The sequence below is a fragment of the Streptomyces sp. NPDC025806 genome (assembly GCF_055558275.1).
Genome location: NZ_JBVHMU010000003.1, coordinates 127,709 through 151,397 on the forward strand (window position 1 = coordinate 127,709; position 23,689 = coordinate 151,397).

Sequence of the window (23,689 nt, forward strand, 5' to 3'; positions counted from 1 at the left end):
GGGGCGGCCGTCGTCGTCAGTCGCCCAGGACCCGGCGCAGGTAGGCGTTGCCGAACAGGCGGTCCGGGTCGAGCCGGTCGCGCAGCGCCGTGAACTCACCGAAGCGCGGGTAGGCCGACGCGAAGTACTCGGCGTCGCGCGTGTGCACCTTGCCCCAGTGCGGGCGCCCCTCATGGGCCGTGAAGATCTGCTCGGCGGCCGTGAAGTACCGCTGGTACGGGGTGCCCTTGTACATGTGGACCGCGATGTACGCACTGTCCCGGCCGGACGCCGTGGACAGCGTGATGTCGTCGGCCGGGGCCGTGCGCACCTCGACGGGGAAGCTGATGCGCAGGTTCGAGCGGTCCACCATGGACTTCAGCTCGCGCAGCGTGTCCACCAGGGCCGCGCGCGGAACCGCGTACTCCATCTCCACGAAGCGAACGCGGCGCGGGGATGTGAAGACCTTGTAGGGGATGTCCGTGTACGTCCGGGCCGACAGGGCCTTGCTGGAGATCTTGGCGATCGTCGGGATCGTGGCGGGCACGGCGCGGCCGATCGAATTGACCACCTGGAACATGCCGTTGGACAGCAGCTCGTCCTCGATGAAGCCGCTGACCTTCGAGACCGGGGCCTCGGGGCCCGCGCTGCGGTTGTTGCGCTTGGTGTTGCAGCTGCCGGTGTGCGGGAACCAGTAGAACTCGAAGTGCTCGTTCTCCGCGTGGAGCTCGTCGAAGTCGGCGAGGACGCGGTCGAAGGCCATCGGCTCCTCGCGCGCGGTGAGCAGGAAGACCGGCTCCACGGCGAAGGTGATGGCCGTCACGATGCCGAGCGCGCCGATGCCGATCCGGGCGGCCGCGAAGACCTCCGGGTTCTCCTTCTCGGAGCACGTCAGCAGTTCGCCGCTCGCCGTGACCAGCTCGAGGCCCTTGATCTGAGCCGAGATCGAGGCCGAGTCACGGCCGGTGCCGTGCGTGCCGGTGCTGGTCGCCCCGGAGACGGTCTGCTCCATGATGTCGCCCATGTTCGTGAGCGACAGGCCCTCGCGGGCCAGGGCCATATTGAGTCTCTTGAGCGGAGTGCCGGCCTCGACCGTGACGGTGCCGTTCTCCCGGTCGATGCTGCGGATGCCCGTCAACAGTTGAGGGCGGATCAACACCCCGTCCGTCGCGGCTGCCGCCGTGAACGAGTGGCCGGTACCGACGGCCTTCACCTTCAGGCCGTCGTCGGCGGCCCTGCGCACGGCCGCGGTCAGTTCCTCGACCGAGGCGGGCGTCACCTCGCGCACGGGGCGGGAGACCACGTTCCCCGCCCAGTTACGCCACGCTTCGCCGCTCTTCGTGCTGCCCGTCTGCGCCGTGCTCATCGGAAGTCCCTCCCCGCTGCGGAACCGGCTGCTGCAGCCGGCGATAGCCGAGGAGCGCGACCACGACCGCGACGACACCGGAGGCTCCCGGCACCCCGTACCCGGCCTTCGCACCGGCGGCGTCGATCACCCAGCCGGCCACGGAGGAACCGAGCGCGACACCGACCGCGAGTCCGGTGCTCACCCAGGTCATGCCCTCGGTCAGTTTCGCGCGTGGTACGTGCTGTTCGACGAGGGCCATCGTCGTGATCATCGTCGGTGCGACGGACAGGCCCGCAACGAAGAGCGCCACGGCCAGGAACGGCAGGCCCCCGACCAGTTGGAGGGGGATCATACTCACGGCCATCGCGACGACTCCCACCAGCCACCTGCGGGCGGGAGCCCCCTTGAAGTGCAGCAGCCCGAAGAGGGCGCCCGCGAGACACGACCCGGCCGCGTACAGGGCGAGCACGACACTGGCCATCGCCTTGTGCCCGCGCTCCTCGGCGAAGGCCACCGTCACCACGTCGACCGCCCCGAAGATCGCGCCCGTCGCCACGAAGGTGGCCACCAGCACCTGAAGCCCGCCCGCGCGGAGCGCCGAACCGCTGGTGTGCTGCTCGCGCGGGTGCGGAGTGGGCTCGGTGGCCTGCTGGGCCGTCAGCCAGAAGACCCCCACGGCGAGGAAGCCGGCCGCCAGGAGGGGGCCCGCCTCCGGGAACCAGGCGGTGGACAGACCGATCGAGATGATCGGCCCGAAGATGAAGCACACCTCGTCGATGACCGACTCGAACGAGTACGCGGTGTGCAGCTGCCGCGGCGCCTCCGAGTACAGCGCCGCCCACCGGGCGCGGATCATCGACCCGACGCTCGGTACACAGCCGATGAACGCGCAGCTCACGAAGAGCGTCCAGTCCGGCGCCGCGTACTTGGCACACAGCAGGAGCGCGGCAGCCGCCACCAGGGACACCAGCGTGACCGGGCGCAGCACACGGCGCTGCCCGTGCCGGTCGACGAGCCGTGAGATCTGCGGACCGATGGCCGCCGCCGACAGCGCGACGGTCGCCGACAGGGCGCCCGCGAGCCCGTAACGCCCGGTCAGCTGCGAGATCATCGTGACGATCCCGATGCCCATCATCGACAGGGGCATCCGGCCCAGGAACCCGGCCACCGAGAAGCTCTTGGTGCCGGGCAGGGCGAAAATGGCGCGGTACGGGCTGGGCAACTCGACTCCGGTCAGGCGTCGTCCAGGCACACCGGAGCGCGGCTCGGCGGGGCCGGACGTAAGGGGTAAGGCGTAAGTGCAGCTGATACAGCTTACGCGTGTCACGGGGCGGTGGCATGGCGGTTCCCCGCCTGTCGGTGGCGGGTGGCAGGATCGAAGACATGCCAGACGCGCACGCTGCCACCCCGGACGCCCGCCCCTACGACGCCTTGCTGCTGCTCTCCTTCGGCGGCCCCGAAGGCCCTGACGACGTCGTCCCGTTCCTGGAGAACGTGACGAAGGGCCGGGGCATCCCCAAGGAGCGGCTCAAGGAGGTCGGACAGCACTACTTCCGGTTCGGCGGCGTCAGCCCCATCAACGAGCAGAACAGGGCCCTGCTCGACGCCCTGCGCAAGGACTTCGCGGACCACGGCCTGGACCTCCCGGTGTACTGGGGGAACAGGAACTGGTCGCCCTACCTGACCGATGTCCTGCGCGACATGGTCACCGCCGGGCACCGCCGTATCCTCGTCCTGGCCACCAGTGCGTACGCCTCGTACTCGGGCTGCCGCCAGTACCGGGAGAACCTGGCGGACGCGCTCGCCACCCTGGAGGCCGAGGGCCGGGAGCTGCCGCGCGTCGACAAGCTGCGGCACTACTTCAACCACCCGGGCTTCGTCCGCCCCATGGTGGACGGCGTCCTGAAGTCGCTCGCCGACCTGCCCGACGACGTGCGAGACGGCGCCCACATCGCGTTCACCACGCACTCCATCCCCACCGCCGCGGCCGACACCTCGGGCACCGTCGAGGACCACGGCGACGGCGGCGCGTACGTGAAGCAGCACCTCGACGTCGCGCGGCTGATCGCCGACGCCGTGCGCGAGGAGACCGGCGTCGACCACCCCTGGCAGCTCGTCTACCAGTCGCGCTCCGGCTCCCCGAGCATCCCCTGGCTCGAGCCCGACATCTGCGACCACCTGGAGGAGCGGCACGGGGCCGGGGTCCCGGCCGTCGTCATGGCCCCCATCGGGTTCGTCTCGGACCACATGGAGGTCCTCTACGACCTCGACACCGAAGCCACCGCCAAGGCCGCCGAGCTCGGCCTGCCGGTGCGCCGCTCCGCCACCGTGGGCGCCGACCCCCGCTTCGCCGCCGCCGTGCGGGACCTGGTCCTGGAGCGGGCCGCCTCGGAGAACGACCGGAAGGTCACCCCCTGCGCCCTCGGCGCGCTGGGCCCGAGCCACGACCTGTGCCCCGTGGGCTGCTGCCCGGCCCGCACCCCCAAGCCCGCCGCCGCGGGCGCCGACAGCCCGTACGCGTAAGGACGGCCACGTGACCGACGACAGTGCCCCCGAGGGCCTCACCGCAGAACTGCTCGACGTAGCCCTGGAGGCGGCCGCCCGCGCGGGGGTCTTCCTGCGCGAGGGCCGACCCGCCGACCTCGGCGTCGCCGCCACCAAGACCAGCGCCGTCGACGTCGTCACCGAGATGGACATCGCGTCCGAGAAGCTGATCACGGACTACCTCGCCGAGCGCCGCCCCGACGACGGCGTGCTCGGCGAGGAGGGCGCCGCCACCCAGGGCACCAGCGGTGTCGAATGGGTGATCGACCCCATCGACGGCACGGTCAACTACCTGTACGGGCGCCCCGACTGGTCCGTCTCCATCGCCGCCCGCAAGGACGGCGAGACCGTCGTCGGCGTCGTCGCCGCACCCCTGCGCGGCGAGACCTACCGCGCGGTCCTCGGCGAGGGCGCGTACGTCAACGACCGGCCCGCCCACGCGCGCGTGGCGCCCTCCTTCGAGCAGGCCCTGGTCGGCACCGGCTTCGGCTACCTGGAGTCGCGCCGCGTCCACCAGGCCGACGTCGTACGGCAGTTGATCCCCCGTGTGCGCGACATCCGGCGCGGCGGCTCCGCGGCGATCGACCTCTGCGACGTCGCCACGGGTCGGCTCGACGCGTACTACGAGCGCGGGCTGAACCCCTGGGACTACGCCGCCGGCGAGCTCATCGCGCGCGAGGCGGGCGCGCTCACGGGCGGCCGCCCGGGCGTTCCCGTGTCGCCCGAGCTCACGATCGCCGCGCCCCCCGGCCTCTTCGAGCCGCTCCAGGCCTGGCTGGAAGAGCTCGGCGCCTGGCACGACTGAGCGAGCGGCTCACAGGACACACGTGAGGGCCCCGGCGCCCGCCTGGATCGAACCAGGCGCCGGGGCCCTCACGCGTGCTCACTGCGTTCACTGCGAAGCGCTGACGCTCAGGCGTGGATCTCCACGCCGTGCTCGGCGGCGAGACGACGCAGGTCGTCCAGCTCGCCCTGCTCGACCTCGGCGAGGAAGTCGTCGCCGGTCTCGCGCGCCCGCGTCAGGTCGGTCTCGGCCGCCCTTATGCGCTGCAGAAGCCCTGCGGTGAATGCGTCCATGGTTGCGCCCCCTCGTCCTGGGTCGTGGGTCGGTGGCACGGGGGTGTGCCCGGTGGAAGGGGCGATCACGTCTCGAACGGCCTTACGGGAAACGGCTCGTGGCATGCCACATACAAAGCGTGATCGCGGGTGTAAACCCGTCCTCCCCGTGCTTCCTCCCGCGGAAACCTCAACCTCACGAGAAAAACCGGCATTCCCGGGCCCTCAGACCGCCTTACAGCCGGTTTATGGCCGAAAGGGGCAGGATGGTGACTCACACCCCGTGACCGAACCTGCCCGTGCGCGCCCGAGCGCTGCCCGCAGGTGACCAGAGGAAGGACAAGCGACGTGCGCGTACTCGTCGTCGAGGACGAGCAGCTGCTCGCCGATGCGGTGGCCACCGGACTGCGCCGGGAGGCCATGGCCGTCGACGTCGTGTACGACGGTGCGGCCGCCCTGGAGCGCATCGGCGTCAACGACTACGACGTGGTCGTCCTCGACCGCGACCTCCCGCTCGTGCACGGCGACGACGTCGCCCGCAAGATCGTCGAGCTGGGCATGCCCACCCGCATCCTGATGCTCACCGCCTCCGGCGACGTCAGCGACCGCGTCGAGGGCTTGGAGCTGGGCGCCGACGACTATCTCCCCAAGCCCTTCGCGTTCAGCGAGCTGACGGCCCGCGTGCGGGCGCTCGGCCGCCGGACGAGCGTCCCGCTGCCGCCCGTCCTGGAGCGGGCCGGCATCAAGCTCGACCCGAACCGCCGGGAGGTCTTCCGTGACGGCAAGGAGGTCCAGCTCGCGCCCAAGGAGTTCGCCGTCCTGGAGGTCCTGCTGCGCAGCGAGGGCGCCGTCGTCTCGGCGGAGCAGCTCCTGGAGAAGGCCTGGGACGAGAACACGGACCCGTTCACGAACGTCGTGCGCGTCACCGTCATGACCCTGCGCCGCAAGCTCGGTGAGCCCGCCGTCATCGTCACCGTGCCCGGCTCGGGCTACCGGATCTGAGTTCTCCATGGCCGCCACACCCGCGCCCCCCTCGGCGCCTCCGAAACCGACCTGGAAGCCGGGGACGAAGGACGAACCGCCCTTCCCCTGGCTCCGGCCCACGATCCGTATAAGGCTCACGCTGCTCTACGGCGGCATGTTTCTGATCGCGGGCATCCTGCTCCTCTCGATCATCTACCTGCTCGCCGCCCAGGCCCTGAACGTGGGCAGCGAGCTCCCCTTCAAGATCGTCGAAGGCCGGGTCTCCAGCGGCGTCTGCGACATCCCCAACGGCAAGGCCATTCCGGCCAGCGAACTGAACAGCGTGCTGAACGACTGCGTCGCCCAGCAGCGCAACCACGCGCTGGACGTCCTGCTGAGCCGCTCCCTGATGGCACTGCTCGGCCTCGCGGTCATCGCGTTCGCCTTCGGGTACGCGATGGCGGGCCGGGTGCTGTCCCCGCTGGGCCGCATCACGCGCACCGCACGCCGCGTGGCCGGAACGGACCTGTCGCGCCGCATCGAGCTGGACGGCCCGGACGACGAGCTGAAGGAGCTGTCCGACACCTTCGACGAGATGCTCGACCGCCTGGAGCGGGCCTTCACGGCCCAGCAGCGCTTCGTGGGGAACGCGTCGCACGAGCTGCGTACGCCGCTCGCGATCAACCGCACGCTCCTGGAGGTCCACCTCTCCGATCCCGGGGCCCCCGTGGAGCTCCAACAGCTCGGCAAGACGCTCCTCGCGACCAACGAGCGCAGTGAGCAGCTCGTGGAGGGCCTGCTCCTGCTCGCCCGGAGTGACAACCAGATCGTGGAGCGGAAGCCCGTGGACCTGGCGGAGGTAGCCTCGCAGGCGATCGACCAGGCCCGGTCCGAGGCCGACGAGAAGGGCGTGGAGATCCGCGGGGAGCGCAAGGAGGCGGTGGTCCAGGGCAACGGCGTGCTCCTGGAGCGCATCGCGCTGAACCTGGTGCAGAACGCGATCCGGTACAACGTCCGCGAGGGCGGCTGGGTGCAGGTCGACACCGAGGCCCAGCACGGCCAGGCGGTCCTCGTCGTGGCCAACACGGGCCCCGTGGTCCCCGCGTACGAGATCGACAACCTCTTCGAGCCGTTCCGCCGGCTGCGCACCGAGCGCACCGGCAGCGACAAGGGAGTGGGCCTCGGTCTGTCCATCGCCCGGTCCGTGGCCCGGGCGCACGGCGGCCGGATCACCGCCACGCCCCGCGAGGGGGGTGGGCTCGTGATGCGCGTCACCCTGCCGATCTAGGAGCGTTCGATGTGCGGCGCGCCTGTGGATCTGACATGCTTCCGCCGACGCGCTGGAGGAGTTCGCTTTTAGCGGAATTTTCGGGACCTGCACCCGGGGAGTCCGTGTGTGATCGATCACATGGGCGAATTTCCGGCCATCCACGCTCCGTGAGCGCACAGGCCTCCGGAAAGCCGGGAAAATCCGGGTTTTCGGGCGCCCTGATCACGGGAAGTACACGGGATGGCGCCTGTGCGGTGCGTTGACCGGACCGTGTACGGTCCCGTTCGCCACCCAAGCCGATCACTCAAGAGGAGTCCGGTTGGGTGTCGATTGAGTAACAGACCTTGATGTGAGGCAAAATCTCCGCCTCAGGTCGGGCACAAGTCCGGCCTCTCATGCGTTACGTGCGCTGAGACACCGCATACACCCAGAGGGGGAGAGCGACATGGCAACGGATTACGACACCCCACGTAAGACCGATGACGACCTCAACGAGGACAGCATCGAAGAACTGAAGTCCCGGCGGAACGACAAGTCCGCGTCGAACGTCGACGTGGACGAGTTCGAGGCGGCCGAGGGCCTGGAGCTTCCGGGCGCCGACCTCTCGAACGAGGAGCTGGCCGTCCGCGTCCTGCCCAAGCAGCAGGACGAGTTCACCTGCATGAGCTGCTTCCTGGTGCACCACCGCAGCCAGCTCGCGCGGGAGAAGAACGGTCAGCCCATCTGCCGCGACTGCGACTGAGGCAGGGTCGGGCATGACCGGCTCGACCCCGCCCTGGAAGCGCCGTACCCGGAAGAAGGACCTCCCGGGGACGGCACAAGGCCCGTCCGAGGCCGTGCGCGACGACGAGCGAGGCTCTTCACCATCCGAAGACGCCTCGCTCGAATCAGCGGACGACCGGCAGACGGCGGGCGCCCCGACGGCCACCGGCACGGTGGACCTGCGCTCCGCGGGTCACAGCGCCGTGACCCGGCCCGAGGAGCCGCCCGCCAGAAGCCGTACGGCGGCCGTGAAGGACGGCATACGCAGAAGCGGCAGCGCCGCACGGACCGGCATCTCCAAGAGCGGCAGTGCCGCGCGTACGGGGATCGTCCGAAGCGGTGCCGCTGCCAAAGCCGGTATCGGCTACCTCGCCGACCGGATCATCTACAACGCGCCACGGGTCCCCGTCCGGGACCTGGCCACACTCCGCCGGCAGTTCCCGGGCCTCGGCCCCGAGCAGCTCGCGGACAAGCTGGTCACGGGCGCGGCCAACGCCTCGTCCACCGTGGGCGCGGGAGTGGGCGCCGCCGCGATGCTGCCCATGCCGCCCGCGATGCCGACCGAGCTCGCCGCCGAGATCACCGGAGTCGCCGCGATCGAGCTGAAGCTCATCGCCGAGCTCCACGAGGTCTACGGACTGCGCCCGCCCGGCGGTCTCAAAGAGCGCACCAGCGTCTATCTGACCTCCTGGACGGAGGAGCGCGGCATCGACGTGTCCAAACCGATGACGATCAACGCGGCGCTCGGCAGCCAGATGAAGCGCGAGCTCCGCCAGCAGATCATGAAGCGCATGGTGCGGAATCTGCCGAGCCTGACGCCGTTCATGATCGGCGCGGCCGTCGGCGCGGTCATGAACCGCCGGGACACCAGAAAGCTCGCCGAGCGCGTGCGCAAGGACCTGAGGCACCTCCAGGTGCCCTGGGACGCCCTGCCCGAGCTGCCGGCCCTGGACGTCCCGAAGGACGCCCTGGAGATCGAGGACTGAGTCCGGGCGCCCGCCCGGCCCGTCCGGTCGCCCCGCCGCGCAGCGCGCGCGTCAGCCCCGGCGCAGCGCCTTCGCCAGCGCCTCGGGCTCCCGGGTCGACACATAGACGTACGGCGTCGGGTCCGTCGGGTCGGTGACCTCCGCCCGCACCGCCGTCGGCACGTAGCTGCGCAGCAGCATGAAGGCGCGCGGATCGGACTTGTACGTGCGCCAGGCGCGCGCCTCCTCCGGGTCGAGGACCTCCACGTCACCCAGCGCCGCCAGCGGGATCTTCGCGTCACCCGCGATCAGCGCGTCACCCACGACGCGGACCCGCACCGAGCCGTACGAGCTGGTGATCACGGCCGCGAAGAGCAGGCCGCCGACGAAGCCGCCGAGCAGCGGCAGCGTGCCGAACGGCAGCAGGATCAGGCCGCACGCGACGCCCACCAGGAACGTGACGAGCCACCACGCGCGCGGGGCGGTGAGGCGTTCTTCGTAAGGCGTCGTCGAGAGCTCCATGCGCTCAAGCTTGGCACGATGCGTGAACGCACTGGACGCGCGGGTAAGGTCTGCGCCTGTGAGTGGTACTTCAGCAGCTCTGACGCCCCCCGCCGACGCCATAGCGCCGGTGCGGCACCCCGACGCCCCCGCCCCCGGCTCGCTCATCGGCGCGCACTACGGGCACTGTTTCGGCTGCGGCGGCGAGCAGCCGCACGGGCTGCATCTGGCGACGCGGGCCGGTGACGGCGTGAACGTCACCGCCGAGTTCACCGTGCGCCCCGCGCACCAGGGAGCGCCGGGGCTCGCGCACGGCGGGCTGCTTGCGACCGCGCTCGACGAGACGCTCGGTTCGCTGAACTGGCTGATCCAGACCATCGCCGTGACCGGCCGGCTGGAGACGGACTACGTGCGTCCGGTGCCCGTGGACACCGTGCTGCACCTGTCTGCCGAGATCACCGCGATCGCCGGCCGCAAGATCTACTCGACCGCGACCGGCCGGATCGGCGGCCCCGACGGGCCTGTCGCGGTCCGGGCCGACGCCCTCTTCATCGAGGTCAAGGTCGACCACTTCATCGAGAACGGCCGTGAGGAAGAGATCCAGGCGGCCATGAGCGACCCGGACCAGATCCGGCGTGCCCGCGCCTTCGAGGTGAACCCGTGACGCACCAGCCCCTCGACGTGCTCATCACGCGCGTCGACCCCGACGTACCGCTGCCCGCGTACGCGCATCCCGGAGACGCGGGCGCGGACCTGCGCACCACCGAGGCGTGCGAGCTCGCTCCGGGCGAGCGGGCCGTCCTGCCGACCGGTGTTTCCATCGCCCTGCCCGAGGGGTACGCGGCCTTCGTGCACCCACGATCCGGTCTTGCCGCACGCTGCGGTGTCGCCCTGGTGAATGCCCCAGGGACGGTGGATGCCGGGTACCGTGGAGAGATCAAGGTGATCGTGGTGAATCTCGACCCGCGCGAGAGCGTGCGGTTCGAGCGCTTCGACCGGATTGCCCAACTGGTCGTCCAGCAGGTCGAGAGGGTGTGCTTCCGCGAGGTGGCGCAGCTTCCCGACTCGGTGCGGGCCGAGGGGGGATTCGGGTCCACCGGCGGACACGCCTCCGTGGGCGGCTCCACCGGCGCCCATGAGGGCACAGGCGGTCAAAAGGGTGGGAATCGATACGCTTCGGTCGTATCCGACCGGGAAGGACAGTGACGTGTTCGGACGTCGCAAGAAGAACGGCTCCGCTGAAGGCGCAGTGGATGCGGCGGGCGAGGCCGAGCAGGTCGACGGCGTCGACACCGACGGGGAGCAGGAGCGTGTGCGGCTCGAGCCCGAGCCGCGTCCCGACGGCCCCTGGGACTCCTCCGAGGTCCGCGAGCCCGGCGAGGGCCGCGTCGATCTCGGCGGGCTCTTCGTCCCCGGCGTGGAGGGCATGGAGCTGCGGGTGGAGGTCGCGGGGGACGCGATCGTCGCCGCGACCGTGGTCCTCCAGGACAGCGCGGTCCAGCTGCAGGCCTTCGCCGCCCCCAAGAAGGAGGGCATCTGGGGCGAGGTGCGCGAGGAGATCGCCGGTGGCATCACTCAGCAGGGTGGTGTGATCGACGAGGTCGAGGGTCCGCTCGGCTGGGAGCTGCGGGCCCAGGTGCCCGTGCAGCTGCCCGACGGCACGGGTGGCTTCCAGGTCGTGCGCTTCGTCGGCGTGGACGGCCCGCGCTGGTTCCTGCGCGGTGTCATCTCCGGCCAGGGCGCGGTGCAGCCGCAGGCGGCCGGTCTGCTGGAGCAGATCTTCAAGGACACCGTCGTCGTACGTGGCGAGGGCCCGATGGCTCCGCGCGACCCGATCGTCCTCAAGCTGCCCGACGACGCGCAGATGGTCGCCGAGGGCGCTGCGCAGGACGCCCAGGAGGGCTCCCGCTTCTCCGGCGGCATGGGTCAGCTGGCCCGCGGCCCGGAGATCACCGAGGTCCGCTGACGCGACCGCGCGGGTACCCGCACAGGCACGAGGCCGTGGGCCGCATATCCCGATGGGAGTGTGCGGCTCACGGCCTATTTCGTGCCCGTGGGCCCTCAACTGGTCTTCCTTCCCCGGTACTTGACGGGGTGCTGGTCCGTACCTAAGGTCACCGGCCAGCGCCGTTGTTCACCATGGCGCCTCACGTTCACATACGAGAACGGATGGCCCCCACCATGCAGGCTCGTCACGGAAGACCGCGCACCACCCTGCTTGCCTCCCTCCTCACCTCCGTCGCCTCCGTCACCGCGCTGGTCGCCGGAGCCCTCGCCTGGCCCGGCGCCGACCGCGCCGAGGCCGCCCCCGCCACGTTCGCCCACCCCGGCGTCACCGTCTCCCAAGGGCAGCTGGACTTCGCCAAGGCCAAGATCGACGCCGGGGCCCAGCCCTGGAAGAGCGCCTTCGACCAGATGAAGGCGAGCAAGTACGCCGACCTGAACCGCACGCCCAAGCCCCGGGCGATCGTCGAGTGCGGCTCCTACTCCGACCCCAACTACGGGTGCACGGACGAGCGCGAGGACGCCATCGCCGCGTACACCGACGCGCTCGCCTGGTACTTCACCCGCGACGAGCGCTACGCGAAGAAGTCGATCGCGCTCATGGACGCCTGGTCCGCCACCATCGAGGACCACACGAACAGCAACGCCCCGCTGCAGACCGGCTGGGCCGGCTCCTCCTGGCCCAAGGCCGCCGAGATCATCAAGTACACGTACGACGGCGGCTGGGCGAACGAGGGCCGCTTCAGAACCATGCTGCGCGACGTCTACCTGCCCGAGGTGATCAACGGGTCGAACTCCAACGGCAACTGGGAGCTGACGATGACGGAGGCCGCCGTCGGCATCTCCGTCTTCCTGGAGGACAAGGCCTCGTACGACAAGGCGATGGCCACCTTCCGTACCCGCACGCCCGCATATGTGTACCTCGCCTCGGACGGTGCACTGCCCAGGACGGTGCCGAGTCAACATCTCGACACCAAGGAGAAGATCGTCAAGTATTGGCAAGGCCAGTCCACCTTCGTGACCGGGTTGACGCAGGAGACCTGCCGCGACTTCACCCACACCGGATACGGCATCGCGTCCATCTCCCACATCGCCGAGACCAGCCGCATCCAGGGCCAGGACCTGTACGGCACGGACGTCGGCGAGCGGCTGCGCCAGGCGCTCGGCTTCCAGTCCCGCTACGAGCTCGGTGAGGCGCCGCCGAGCTGGCTGTGCGGCGGCACCGTGAAGCGCGGCCTCGGGCCCGTCACCGAGGTCGGCTACAACGCCCTGCACACCCGCCTCGGCACCGCCATGACCAACACCCAGAAACTCACCGAACAGCAGCGGCCCGCCGGCTCCAACAACCTGTTCGTCGCCTGGGAGACCCTCACCCACGCGGAGAACCCCGCCTGAGCCGAAGGAACCGTGTGACCGGCCAGGACCGGCCCGAGCTGGTCTCGACCATTGCCCGGCCGGGCGCCCAGCGGCCATACTGGCGCCCGGCCGGGAACGTACGTACGGGGGAGCGGTACCGATGAGCGAGAGCGCCGAGGCGAGAACCACCGTCCTGGAGAAGGACCCGCAGGGCCCGATGGTCGTCGTGGAGAACCTGCACCGCTCCTACGGATCCGGCGCCGCCGCCGTGCACGCCCTGCGCGGCGTCTCCTTCGAGATCCCGCGCGGCGAACTCGTCGCCCTCAAGGGACGCTCCGGATCCGGCAAGACGACCCTGCTCAACCTCGTCGGCGGCCTCGACGAACCGGACAGCGGACGCATCGTCGTCGACGGGCTCGAACTCTCCGGCCTCGGCGAGAACGGCCTCCTGGAGCTGCGCCGCGACCGCATCGGCTTCATCTTCCAGTCCTTCGGACTCATCCCGATCCTCACCGCCGCCGAGAACGTCGGCATCCCCCTGCGGATGCGCGGCGCCGACCCGCGCGAGCGCGAGGAGCGCGTCGACCTCCTGCTCTCCCTCGTCGGCCTCGACGGGCACGCCAAGCAGCGGCCCGGCGAGCTCTCCGGCGGCCAGCGCCAGCGCGTCGCCATCGCCCGCGCCCTCGCCAACACCCCCGCCCTGCTCATCGCCGACGAACCCACCGGGCAGCTCGACGCGCAGACCGGGCTCGCCGTCATGGAACTGCTGCGCGCCGTCGTCCGCAGCGAGAACGTCACCGCGCTCGTCGCCACGCACGACGCCACGCTTCTCGACCTCGCCGACCGCGTCCTGGAGCTCAGCGACGGCGAGATCGTCGAGCACGGACGCGCCTGACGCACCCGACGCGCCACACGCACCGCATCAGAGTTCTGTCAAAGAGGCCCGTTCACCAGGCCTCCGTCCCTTTTGCGAGAATTCCTGGCCGTAGGGTCGACTCTGCGACACCGCGAGCGGCGGTGACAGGAAGACGATGAGGCCATGGGACGCGGCAAGCTCCGGATCTACCTCGGTTCCGCACCGGGCGTCGGCAAGACCTACGCGATGCTGTCCGAGGCCCACCGCCGCGTCGAGCGCGGCACCGACTGCGTCGTCGCCTTCGTCGAGCACCACGACCGGCCCCGCACCGAGGTGATGCTGCACGGCCTCGAACGGATCCCGCGCCAGGAGATCACCTACCGCGACGCCGTCTTCCCCGAGATGGACGTCGACGCCGTGCTGCGTCGCGCCCCCGCCGTCGCCCTCGTCGACGAGCTCGCGCACACGAACGTGCCGGGCTCGCGCCACGCCAAGCGCTGGCAGGACGTCGAGGAACTGCTCGCGGCCGGCATCGACGTCATCTCGACCGTCAACATCCAGCACCTGGAATCACTCGGCGACGTCGTCGAATCCATCACCGGCGTACGGCAGCAGGAGACCGTCCCCGACGAGTTCGTCCGCCGCGCCGACCAGATCGAACTCGTCGACATGTCGCCCCAGGCGCTGCGCCGCCGCATGGCGCACGGGAACATCTACCGGCCCGACAAGGTCGACGCCGCCCTCTCCAACTACTTCCGCCCCGGCAACCTCACCGCCCTGCGCGAACTGGCCCTCCTGTGGGTCGCCGACCGCGCCGACGAGTACCTCCAGGAGTACCGCGGCGAGCACAACATCCGCTCCACCTGGCAGGCCCGCGAGCGCATCGTCGTCGGCCTCACCGGCGGCCCCGAGGGCCGTACCCTCATCCGGCGCGCGGCGCGGCTCGCGGAGAAGGGCGCCGGCGGCGAGGTGCTCGCCGTCTACATCGCGCGCAGCGACGGCCTGACCGCGGCGTCCCCCAAGGAGCTCGCCGTCCAGCGCACCCTCGTCGAGGACCTCGGCGGCACCTTCCACCACGTCGTCGGCGACGACATCCCCGCCGCGCTCCTGGAGTTCGCCCGGGGGGTGAACGCCACGCAGATCGTCCTCGGCTCCTCGCGCCGCAAGACCTGGCAGTACATGTTCGGTCCCGGCGTCGGCGCCACCGTCGCGCGCGAGTCCGGCCCCGACCTCGACGTCCACATCGTCACGCACGAGGAGGTCGCCAAGGGCCGCGGACTGCCCGTCGCCCGAGGCGCCCGCCTCGGCCGCTCCCGGATCGTGTGGGGCTGGCTGATCGGCCTCGGCGGCCCCGCGCTGCTCGCCCTCGCCCTCACCCACGTCGAATCCGACCTCGGCCTCGCCAACGACATGCTGCTGTTCCTGGCGATGACCGTGGCGGCGGCCCTGGTCGGCGGACTGCTGCCGGCGCTCGCCTCGGCCGCCTTCGGCTCCCTGCTCCTGAACTACTTCTTCACCCCGCCCAAACACCTGTTCACGGTCGCCGACCCCAAGAACATCGTCGCCATCGCGATCTTCGTGGGCGTCGCGGTGTCCGTCGCCTCCGTGGTCGACCTGGCCGCCCGCCGCACCCACCAGGCCTCCCGGCTGCGCGCCGAGTCCGAGATCCTGTCCTTCCTCGCGGGCAGCGTCCTGCGCGGCGAGACCAGCCTCGAGGCGCTCCTGGAGCGGGTCCGCGAGACCTTCGCCATGGAGTCCGTGGCCCTCATGGAGCGCGCCGGGGACACCGAGCCCTGGAGCGTCGCGGGCAGCGTCGGACCGCACCCGCCGGACCGCCCCGAGGACGCCGACGTCGACGTACCCGTCGGCGGCGGCTACGACATGGTCCTCGCCCTGTCCGGCCGCGTGCTGCCCGCCGAGGACCGGCGCGTGCTCGCCGCGTTCGCCGCACAGGCCGCCGTCGTCCTCGACCGCCAGCGCCTGCAGTCCGAGGCCGACCGCGCCCGCACCCTCGCCGAGGGCAACCGCATCCGCACCGCCCTCCTCGCCGCCGTCAGCCACGACCTGCGCACCCCGCTGTCCGGCATCAAGGCGTCCGTCTCCTCCTTGCGCTCCGAGGACGTCGACTGGTCGCCCGAGGACCGGGCCGAACTGCTCGCGGGCATCGAGGAGGGCGCGGACCGCCTCGATCATCTCGTCGGCAACCTCCTCGACATGTCGAGGCTCCAGACCGGCACGATCAACCCGTTGATCAGGGAGATCGACCTCGACGAGGTGGTCCCGATGGCCCTGGTCGGCGTACCGGACCCGGAAGCCAGCGTGCAGCTGGACGTCCCCGAGACGCTGCCCATGGTGACCGTCGACAAGGGCCTCCTGGAGCGCGCCGTCGCCAACGTCGTCGAGAACGCCGTCAAGTACAGCCCGCACGACGAACCCGTCCTCGTCTCCGCCAGCGCCCTCGGCGACCGCGTGGAGCTGCGTGTCGTCGACCGCGGCCCCGGCGTCCCGGACGAGGCCAAGGACCGCATCTTCGCCCCCTTCCAGCGCTACGGTGACGCGCCGCGCGGCGCCGGTGTGGGCCTCGGGCTCGCGGTGGCGCGCGGCTTCGCCGAGGCCATGGGCGGCACACTGACCGCGGAGGACACTCCGGGCGGCGGCCTCACCATGGTCCTCACCCTGCGGGCGGCGCCCCGCACCCCCCGGGCGGCGACCGCCGCACCGGGAGCAGTGACAAAGAGAGGCAGGCACGCATGACCCGGGTGCTCGTGGTCGACGACGAGCCGCAGATCGTCCGCGCCCTCGTCATCAACCTGAAGGCGCGCAAGTACGAGGTGGACGCGGCGGGCGACGGAGCGCAGGCGCTCCAGCTCGCGGCCGCCCGTCACCCCGACGTGGTCGTCCTGGACCTGGGCCTGCCCGACATGGACGGCGTCGAGGTGATCAAGGGGCTGCGTGGCTGGACCCGGGTGCCCATCCTCGTCCTGTCCGCACGGCACTCCTCCGACGAGAAGGTCGAGGCCCTCGACGCCGGCGCGGACGACTACGTCACCAAGCCCTTCGGCATGGACGAACTCCTCGCCCGGCTGCGCGCGGCCGTACGGCGGGCCGAACCCACCGGCGGCGGCGAGGACGAGGGCATCGTCGAGACCGAGGACTTCACGGTGGACATGGCGGCCAAGAAGGTCCACCGCGACGGACGCGACGTCCGGCTCACCCCCACCGAATGGCACCTCCTGGAGGTGCTCGTGCGCAACACGGGACGCCTGGTGAGCCAGAAGCAGCTCCTCCAGGAGGTGTGGGGCCCCTCCTACGGGACGGAGACCAACTACCTGCGCGTCTACATGGCGCAGTTGCGCCGCAAGCTGGAGACGGACCCCTCGCACCCGCGCCACTTCATCACCGAGCCGGGCATGGGATACCGATTCGAGAGGTAGGTCTCGCCGGAGGTCTCCTCGGCGGGGGAGAGGTGGGTCTCACGGGCAGGCGGCCCTTTCCCGCCTGTCCGAGGGCCCGGGTAGGCTTCTTTTCATGAGTGCTGTTCCCCGTTCCGACAGGGCGTCCGAGAAGCCGGCCGGCCGGTTCCGTCGCATGCTCGACCGACTGTCCACCTCCCAGGAGGACCTGGAGTCGGAGGAGCTGCGCGAGGACTCGCAGACCACGGGCTGCACCCGGATCGATCATTGCCAGGACCGACAGATGGTCACCGTAACTGGTACGTTGCGCACGGTGACCCTGCGGCCACGCGCCGGAGTCCCGGCTCTCGAGGCGGAGTTGTTCGACGGCTCGGCCGCTCTGGACGTGGTGTGGCTCGGCCGCCGCTCGATCGTCGGGATCGAGCCGGGCCGCAAGCTCATCGCCTCCGGGCGGGTCTCGATGAGCCATGGCCGTAGGGTGCTCTTCAACCCGAAGTACGAACTCAGACCGCTCGGACGGGAGTAGCCGGTGACGTCGCTCGACAAGCCGACCGATCGTGAACTCGGAGTCGATGCCGATACCGAGACCGCCGACTCCAAGGCGGTGACCGAGGCCGCGCTCTTCGAGGCCTTCGGCGGTGTGCGGGGCATGGTGGAGACCGTCGCCCCCGGCCTCCTCTTCGTGACCATCTTCACGATCAACAAGGACCTGCGCATGTCGGCCATCGCGGCCGTCGCGGTGTCTCTGGCGCTTGTCGTCGTGCGACTGGTCATGAAGGACACCGTCAAGCACGCCTTCAGCGGGGTGTTCGGCGTCGCCTTCGGTGTCGCGTTCGCGATGATGACGGGCAACGCGAAGGACTTCTACCTCCCCGGCATGCTCTACACGCTGGGCCTCTCGCTCGCCTACATGGTCACGACCCTGTGCGGGGTGCCGCTCATCGGGCTCATCCTCGGACCGGTGTTCAAGGAGAACCTGTCGTGGCGCACGCGTAACCCCGGTCGCAAGAAGGCCTACGCGAAGGCCAGTTGGGCCTGGGGGCTGATCCTGCTCGCCAAGTGCGCGATCCTCTTCCCGCTCTACTGGTGGGCGGACACCACGCAGTTCGGCTGGGTGCTCGTCGCCCTGAAGATCCCGCCGTTCCTGCTGGCCGTATGGCTGACCTGGGTCTTCCTCGCGAAGGCGCCCGCGCCCATCGACGTGTTCGCGGAGATGGAGGCGGCCGAGGAGGCGGAGGCCGCGCGCAAGGCCGAGGCGGAGGCCGCCGGACTCGGCGAGCCGCAGACCGCCGAGCGCAAGGGTGGCGCCCGCCACCGCCGCGAGGCCTGAGGCCCCCGGACGTCGAAGGGGTGAGCCCCGGCGAGCACTGCTCGCCGGGGCTCACCCCTTTCTCACGTCCGTCCGGCGGCGCTACGCGTCCTCGCGCCGCACCGACAGCAGATCCTCCAGCTGCTCCTCCCGGGCCTGCGCCGCGACGAACAGCAGCTCGTCACCCGCCTCCAGGGAGTCCTCCTGGCTCGGCGCCAGGACCCGCGTGCCACGGATGATCGTGACCAGCGAGGTGTCCTGCGGCCACTGGACGTCACCCACGCGCGTGCCGGCGAGCGCCGACTCCGGCGGCAGCGTCAGCTCCACCAGGTTCGCGTCACCGTGGCTGAAGCGGAGCAGGCGCACCAGGTCGCCGACGCTGACCGCCTCCTCGACCAGGGCCGACATCAGACGCGGGGTGGACACCGCGACGTCGACGCCCCACGACTCGTTGAACAGCCACTCGTTCTTCGGGTTGTTCACCCGGGCGACGACGCGCGGGACGCCGTACTCGGTCTTCGCGAGCAGGGAGACGACCAGGTTGACCTTGTCGTCACCGGTGGCCGCGATGACCACGTTGCAGCGCTGCAGCGCCGCCTCGTCCAGGGAGGTGATCTCGCAGGCGTCGGCGAGCAGCCACTCCGCCTGCGGGACGCGCTCGACCGAGATGGCGGTCGGCGCCTTGTCGATCAGCAGGACCTCGTGCCCGTTCTCGAGCAGCTCGCCCGCGATCGAGCGGCCCACCGCGCCGGCTCCGGCAATGGCGACCCTCATCAGTGACCGCCCTCCTCTTCAGGACCCTCGGCGAACGCCGCCTCGACCTTGTCGACGTCGTCCGTGCGCATCATCACGTGCACGAGATCGCCCTCCTGCAGCACCGTCTGCGACGTCGGCAGGATCGCCTCGCCGAGCCGGGTCAGGAACGCCACGCGCACGCCGGTCTCGTCCTGGAGGCGGCTGATCTTGTGCCCCACCCAGGCGTCCGAGGCGTGCACCTCGGCGAGCTGGACGCCCCCGGTGGGGTCGCGCCACAGCGGCTCCGCGCCCGACGGCAGCAGCCGGCGCAGCATCTGGTCGGCGGTCCAGCGGACCGTCGCGACGGTCGGGATGCCGAGGCGCTGGTAGACCTCGGCGCGGCGGGGGTCGTAGATGCGCGCCGCCACGTTCTCCACTCCGAACATCTCGCGCGCCACCCGGGCCGCGATGATGTTGGAGTTGTCACCGCTGGAGACGGCGGCGAAGGCGCCCGCCTCCTCGATGCCGGCCTCGCGCAGGGTGTCCTGGTCGAATCCGACGCCGGTGACGCGACGGCCGCCGAAACCGGAGCCCAGACGGCGGAAGGCCGTCGGGTCCTGGTCCACCACGGCGACCGTGTGCCCCTGCTGTTCCAGAGTCTGGGCGAGTTGGGACCCTACGCGGCCACAGCCCATGATCACGATATGCACGGCCCTACCACGCACTCCTCATAGGCCTGATGACCTGGGTAAACGTCCTGCTCATGTCTCTCTCTCGCGGCTCGGTCCGGCCGGTGTGGCCGGCTCTCGGGCACGATGCGGGCATTTCGCGGCTCGCGCTCGGCACCACCGTATCGGCTGTCCGCTCGAACATGACCTCCGCGTCGGCTCCTGGATCATCACGGTCCCACGGCCGCCGCGCACGGCGCGCGGGACGCGCACCGAACCCCCTCGGGCCGTCCGCATTCCGGGCATCCGGCGGAGTTGGGGGTGGTGGGTGGGCGGCCCCACGTTCGAACCCTTACGATCCTCTGCGTGTCCAAACTGACCGACGTGCCCAAACGGATCCTGATCGGGCGCGCACTGCGCAGTGACCGGCTTGGAGAAACGCTCCTGCCGAAGCGCATCGCCCTCCCCGTCTTCGCTTCCGACGCCCTGTCCTCCGTTGCCTACGCGCCCGGAGAGGTCCTCCTCGTCCTCTCCGTCGCGGGCATCTCGGCGTACCACTTCAGCCCGTGGATCGCCCTGGCCGTCGTGGTCGTGATGTTCACCGTGGTGGCGTCCTACCGGCAGAACGTGCACGCGTACCCCAGCGGCGGTGGTGACTACGAGGTCGCCACCACCAACCTCGGGCCCAAGGCCGGCCTCACGGTCGCCAGCGCGCTGCTCGTGGACTACGTCCTCACCGTCGCCGTCTCCATCACCTCCGGCATCGAGAACCTGGGCTCGGCGATCCCGTTCGTGGTCGAGCACAAGGTCCTGTGCGCCGTCGCGGTGATCCTGCTCCTCACGCTGATGAATCTCCGCGGCGTCAAGGAATCCGGATCACTCTTCGCGATCCCCACCTACGTCTTCGTCGCCGGCGTCTTCATCATGATCGCGTGGGGCGCCTTCCGGGGCATCGTGCTCGGGGACACCATGCGCGCCCCCACCGCCGACTTCCACATCAAGGCCGAACAGCAGGGCCTCGCGGGATTCGCCCTCGTCTTCCTGCTGCTGCGCGCCTTCTCCTCCGGCTGCGCCGCGCTCACCGGCGTCGAGGCCGTCTCCAACGGCGTCCCGGCCTTCCGCAAGCCCAAGTCCAAGAACGCGGCGACGACGCTGTCGCTGATGGGCGCCCTGGCCATCACCATGCTCGTCGGCATCATCGGCCTCGCCCTGGTCACCAAGGTCCGCATGGCCGAGAACCCGGCGCACGACCTGCTCAGGAACGGGGTGCCGGTCGGCTCGGGCTACGTGCAGGACCCGGTCATCACCCAGGTCGCCGAGGCCGTCTTCGGCGACGGCAGCTTCCTGTTCATCGTGCTCGCCGCGGCCACCGCCCTCGTGCTGTTCCTCGCCGCCAACACGGCGTACAACGGCTTCCCGGTGCTCGGCTCGATCCTCGCCCAGGACCGCTACCTGCCGCGCCAGCTGCACACGCGCGGCGACCGCCTCGCGTTCTCCAACGGCATCGTCCTGCTCGCCGGCGCGGCCGCCATGCTCGTCGTCATCTACGGCGCCGACTCGACCCGCCTGATCCAGCTGTACATCGTCGGCGTGTTCGTGTCCTTCACGCTCAGCCAGACCGGCATGGTCCGCCACTGGAACCGCCACCTGCGCACCGAGAAGGACGCCGACAAGCGCCGCCACATGATCCGCTCCCGCGCGATCAACGCCTTCGGCGGCTTCATGACGGGCCTCGTCCTCGTCGTCGTCCTGGTCACCAAGTTCACCCACGGCGCCTGGGTCGCCCTGCTCGGCATGTGCATCTTCTTCGCGACGATGACCGCGATCCGCAAGCACTACGACCGGGTCGCCGAGGAGATCGCCGCACCGGAGACCCCGACCGACGACAGTGTCCGCCCCTCCCGCGTCCGCTCCATCGTGCTCGTCTCCAAGATCCACCGCCCGACGCTGCGCGCGATCGCGTACGCCAAGTTGATGCGTACGGACACACTTGAAGCATTGAGCGTCAATGTTGATCCGGCCGAGACCAAGGCTTTGCGCGAGGAGTGGGAACGGCGCGGCATCGACGTGCCCCTCAAGATCCTCGACTCGCCCTACCGCGAGATCACCCGGCCCGTCATCGAGTACGTGAAGAGCCTGCGCAAGGAGTCGCCGCGCGACGCCGTCAGCGTGATCATCCCCGAGTACGTCGTGGGCCACTGGTACGAGCACCTGCTCCACAACCAGAGCGCGCTGCGCCTCAAGGGCCGCCTCCTGTTCACCCCCGGCATCATGGTCACCTCCGTGCCCTACCAGCTGGAGTCCTCCGAGGCCGCCAAGCTGCGCGCCCGCCGGCGCCAGGAGTGGAACGCTCCGGGATCCGTGCGCCGCGGACCGGTGGAGAAGCGGGCCAAGGAGTCCAGCGGCAAGTAGCCGCACAGCCGGCGCAGCCGTGTGGTGAGCGGCCGGACGACAGCCACGTAGACTGGTGGGCTGTTGTCCGGCCGCTTCCGTGCGGCCACCCCCTTGACGTACTGGAGCCCCGCCATGCAGGCAGAACCGAAGACCTCACTGGTGGGGACGGAGTACGAGGTCGAGGTCGGTCCCGTCGCGCACGGCGGCCACTGCATCGCACGCACCGCCGAGGGCCAGGTCCTCTTCGTGCGGCACACCCTGCCCGGCGAGCGCGTCCTCGCGCGCGTGACCGAGGGCGAGGAGGGCGCGCGCTTCCTGCGCGCCGACGCCGTGCAGATCCTGGAAGCCTCCAAGGACCGCGTCGAGGCCCCCTGCCCGTACGCCGGGCCCGGCCGCTGCGGCGGCTGCGACTGGCAGCATGCCAAGCCCGGTGCCCAGCGCCGCCTCAAGGGCGAGGTCATCGCCGAGCAGCTCCAGCGCCTCGCGGGCCTGACCCCCGAGGAGGCCGGCTGGGACGGCACGGTCATGCCGGCCGAGGGCGACAAGCTCCCCGCGGGCGAGGTGCCGCAGTGGCGCACGCGCGTGCAGTACGCCGTGACGCCGGAGGGCCGCGCGGGCCTGCGCCGCCACCGCTCCCACGAGGTCGAGCCGGTCGAGCACTGCATGATCGCCGCCGAGGGCGTCTCCGAGCTGGGAATCGAGCAGCGGGACTGGACCGGCATGGAGTCGGTCGAGGCGATCGCGGCCAGCGGCTCCCAGGACCGCCAGGTCATCCTCACCCCGAAGCCCGGCGCCCGCCTGCCCATCGTCGAGCTCGACAAGCCGGTCTCCGTCATGCGCGTCGAGGAGAAGGACGGCGGCGTCCACCGCGTCCACGGCCGCCCCTTCGTCCGAGAGCGCGCCGACGACCGCACCTACCGGGTCGGCAGCGGCGGCTTCTGGCAGGTCCACCCGAAGGCCGCCGAAACGCTGATGAAGGCCGTCATGCAGGGCCTCCTCCCGCGCAAGGGCGACACCGCCCTCGACCTCTACTGCGGTGTCGGCCTCTTCGCGGGCGCGCTCGCGGACCGGGTCGGCGAGAAGGGCGCGGTGCTCGGCATCGAGTCCGGCAAGCGCGCCGTCGAGGACGCCCGCCACAACCTCGCCGCCTTCGACCGCGTCCGCGTCGAACAGGGCAAGGTCGAAGCCGTCCTGCCCCGCACCGGCATCACCGACGTCGACCTCATCGTCCTGGACCCGCCGCGCGCCGGCGCCGGCAAGAAGACGGTCGCCCACCTCACGACCCTCGGCGCCCGCCGCATCGCCTACGTGGCCTGCGACCCGGCCGCGCTGGCGCGGGACATCGCGTACTTCAAGGAGGGCGGGTACAAGGTCCGGACGCTGCGGGCGTTCGACCTGTTCCCGATGACGCATCATGTGGAGTGCGTCGCGATCCTTGAGCCTGCTGAGAAGGGTGTCTGACCTGCCGTTTTGGCCAGTGTGCGTTATGTGCGTTGTGTGCGTTACAGGCGATATCTTGACGCATATCTGACGCACGTGGGGCTCTTCTGACGCACGTTTGACGCA

At 70.6% G+C, this 23,689-nt stretch carries 23 protein-coding genes; 17 read left to right on the forward strand and 6 right to left on the reverse strand.

What is annotated here, in order from left to right; all coding sequences use genetic code 11:
• Positions 1-16: 16 nt before the first annotated feature.
• The gene (locus ACZ4E1_RS07690; RefSeq protein WP_467536865.1) at positions 17-1,345 is read right to left on the reverse strand and encodes a D-arabinono-1,4-lactone oxidase; all 1,329 of its coding nucleotides are present in this window, start codon (positions 1,343-1,345) and stop codon (positions 17-19) included.
• Positions 1,296-2,549 (reverse strand): MFS transporter, encoded by a 1,254-nt coding sequence (locus tag ACZ4E1_RS07695; protein WP_467536866.1) that lies wholly within the window; start codon positions 2,547-2,549, stop codon positions 1,296-1,298. Before ACZ4E1_RS07695 ends, ACZ4E1_RS07690 begins: the two co-directional genes overlap by 50 nt.
• 161 nt (positions 2,550-2,710) lie before the next feature.
• Here ACZ4E1_RS07695 and ACZ4E1_RS07700 point away from each other — a divergent pair, with 161 nt between their 5' ends.
• Positions 2,711-3,850, forward strand: coding sequence for a ferrochelatase (locus ACZ4E1_RS07700; RefSeq protein ID WP_467536868.1), 1,140 nt, complete (start codon positions 2,711-2,713; stop codon positions 3,848-3,850).
• A gap of 10 nt (positions 3,851-3,860) precedes the next feature.
• Positions 3,861-4,676 (forward strand): inositol monophosphatase family protein, encoded by an 816-nt coding sequence (locus tag ACZ4E1_RS07705; protein WP_467536870.1) that lies wholly within the window; start codon positions 3,861-3,863, stop codon positions 4,674-4,676.
• Positions 4,677-4,783: 107 nt separating this feature from the next.
• Here the strand turns inward: ACZ4E1_RS07705 and ACZ4E1_RS07710 are convergent, their stop codons facing one another.
• A complete protein-coding gene (locus tag ACZ4E1_RS07710) occupies positions 4,784-4,948 on the reverse strand; it encodes a hypothetical protein (protein ID WP_188336404.1) in 165 nt (54 codons plus the stop codon).
• A 327-nt stretch (positions 4,949-5,275) separates the two neighbouring features.
• On the opposite strand from ACZ4E1_RS07710, the gene ACZ4E1_RS07715 reads away from it, so the two are divergent.
• From ACZ4E1_RS07715 to ACZ4E1_RS07730, 4 genes are all read left to right on the forward strand, one after another.
• Positions 5,276-5,929, forward strand: coding sequence for a response regulator transcription factor (locus tag ACZ4E1_RS07715; RefSeq protein ID WP_188336403.1), 654 nt, complete (start codon positions 5,276-5,278; stop codon positions 5,927-5,929).
• A gap of 7 nt (positions 5,930-5,936) precedes the next feature.
• Complete coding sequence (locus ACZ4E1_RS07720; RefSeq protein ID WP_467536872.1) at positions 5,937-7,178, forward strand: sensor histidine kinase; 1,242 nt, start codon at positions 5,937-5,939, stop codon at positions 7,176-7,178.
• 427 nt (positions 7,179-7,605) lie between these two features.
• Complete coding sequence (locus ACZ4E1_RS07725; RefSeq protein ID WP_018535993.1) at positions 7,606-7,902, forward strand: DUF4193 domain-containing protein; 297 nt, start codon at positions 7,606-7,608, stop codon at positions 7,900-7,902.
• 13 nt (positions 7,903-7,915) lie between these two features.
• On the forward strand, positions 7,916-8,908 hold the full coding sequence (locus ACZ4E1_RS07730) for a hypothetical protein (protein ID WP_467536875.1): 993 nt from the start codon (positions 7,916-7,918) through the stop codon (positions 8,906-8,908).
• 51 nt (positions 8,909-8,959) lie between these two features.
• Here the strand turns inward: ACZ4E1_RS07730 and ACZ4E1_RS07735 are convergent, their stop codons facing one another.
• Positions 8,960-9,409 (reverse strand): DUF3093 domain-containing protein, encoded by a 450-nt coding sequence (locus tag ACZ4E1_RS07735; RefSeq protein ID WP_467536877.1) that lies wholly within the window; start codon positions 9,407-9,409, stop codon positions 8,960-8,962.
• 58 nt (positions 9,410-9,467) lie between these two features.
• Between ACZ4E1_RS07735 and ACZ4E1_RS07740 the strand changes: the two genes are divergently transcribed.
• From ACZ4E1_RS07740 to ACZ4E1_RS07780, 9 genes are all read left to right on the forward strand, one after another.
• Complete coding sequence (locus tag ACZ4E1_RS07740; protein WP_467536879.1) at positions 9,468-10,052, forward strand: PaaI family thioesterase; 585 nt, start codon at positions 9,468-9,470, stop codon at positions 10,050-10,052.
• Entirely contained in the window at positions 10,049-10,594 is a 546-nt protein-coding gene (gene dut, locus ACZ4E1_RS07745; RefSeq protein ID WP_399129734.1) for a dUTP diphosphatase, read from the forward strand. The genes ACZ4E1_RS07740 and dut overlap by 4 nt, the downstream gene beginning before the upstream one ends.
• Before the next feature lies 1 nt (position 10,595).
• Positions 10,596-11,354: a DUF3710 domain-containing protein gene (locus tag ACZ4E1_RS07750; protein ID WP_467536882.1), complete on the forward strand. Its 759-nt coding sequence runs from the start codon at positions 10,596-10,598 to the stop codon at positions 11,352-11,354.
• A gap of 215 nt (positions 11,355-11,569) precedes the next feature.
• A complete protein-coding gene (locus ACZ4E1_RS07755) occupies positions 11,570-12,787 on the forward strand; it encodes an alginate lyase family protein (protein ID WP_467536883.1) in 1,218 nt (405 codons plus the stop codon).
• A 121-nt stretch (positions 12,788-12,908) separates the two neighbouring features.
• Entirely contained in the window at positions 12,909-13,643 is a 735-nt protein-coding gene (locus ACZ4E1_RS07760) for an ABC transporter ATP-binding protein (protein WP_188336395.1), read from the forward strand.
• A 144-nt stretch (positions 13,644-13,787) separates the two neighbouring features.
• Positions 13,788-16,358, forward strand: coding sequence for a DUF4118 domain-containing protein (locus ACZ4E1_RS07765; RefSeq protein ID WP_467536886.1), 2,571 nt, complete (start codon positions 13,788-13,790; stop codon positions 16,356-16,358).
• Positions 16,355-17,038: a response regulator gene (locus tag ACZ4E1_RS07770; RefSeq protein WP_467536888.1), complete on the forward strand. Its 684-nt coding sequence runs from the start codon at positions 16,355-16,357 to the stop codon at positions 17,036-17,038. Before ACZ4E1_RS07765 ends, ACZ4E1_RS07770 begins: the two co-directional genes overlap by 4 nt.
• Before the next feature lie 94 nt (positions 17,039-17,132).
• Complete coding sequence (locus ACZ4E1_RS07775; RefSeq protein ID WP_188336392.1) at positions 17,133-17,543, forward strand: OB-fold nucleic acid binding domain-containing protein; 411 nt, start codon at positions 17,133-17,135, stop codon at positions 17,541-17,543.
• 3 nt (positions 17,544-17,546) lie between these two features.
• Positions 17,547-18,347 carry a DUF3159 domain-containing protein gene (locus ACZ4E1_RS07780; RefSeq protein WP_467536890.1) on the forward strand — a complete coding sequence of 267 codons (801 nt, stop codon included), beginning with the start codon at positions 17,547-17,549 and terminating at the stop codon, positions 18,345-18,347.
• Between the two features lie 81 nt (positions 18,348-18,428).
• Here ACZ4E1_RS07780 and ACZ4E1_RS07785 read toward each other — a convergent pair whose 3' ends face one another.
• Together ACZ4E1_RS07785 and ACZ4E1_RS07790 are read right to left on the reverse strand one after the other, a co-directional pair.
• Positions 18,429-19,100, reverse strand: a complete 672-nt coding sequence (locus ACZ4E1_RS07785; RefSeq protein ID WP_161301657.1) for a potassium channel family protein — start codon at positions 19,098-19,100, stop codon at positions 18,429-18,431.
• Positions 19,100-19,771, reverse strand: a complete 672-nt coding sequence (locus ACZ4E1_RS07790) for a potassium channel family protein (protein WP_188336390.1) — start codon at positions 19,769-19,771, stop codon at positions 19,100-19,102. The genes ACZ4E1_RS07785 and ACZ4E1_RS07790 overlap by 1 nt, the downstream gene beginning before the upstream one ends.
• A 324-nt stretch (positions 19,772-20,095) precedes the next feature.
• Between ACZ4E1_RS07790 and ACZ4E1_RS07795 the strand changes: the two genes are divergently transcribed.
• Both ACZ4E1_RS07795 and ACZ4E1_RS07800 read left to right on the forward strand, forming a co-directional pair.
• Positions 20,096-22,141 carry an APC family permease gene (locus tag ACZ4E1_RS07795; RefSeq protein WP_467536893.1) on the forward strand — a complete coding sequence of 682 codons (2,046 nt, stop codon included), beginning with the start codon at positions 20,096-20,098 and terminating at the stop codon, positions 22,139-22,141.
• Between the two features lie 114 nt (positions 22,142-22,255).
• Complete coding sequence (locus tag ACZ4E1_RS07800) at positions 22,256-23,584, forward strand: class I SAM-dependent RNA methyltransferase (RefSeq protein ID WP_467536895.1); 1,329 nt, start codon at positions 22,256-22,258, stop codon at positions 23,582-23,584.
• The last annotated feature ends 105 nt before the right edge of the window (positions 23,585-23,689 follow it).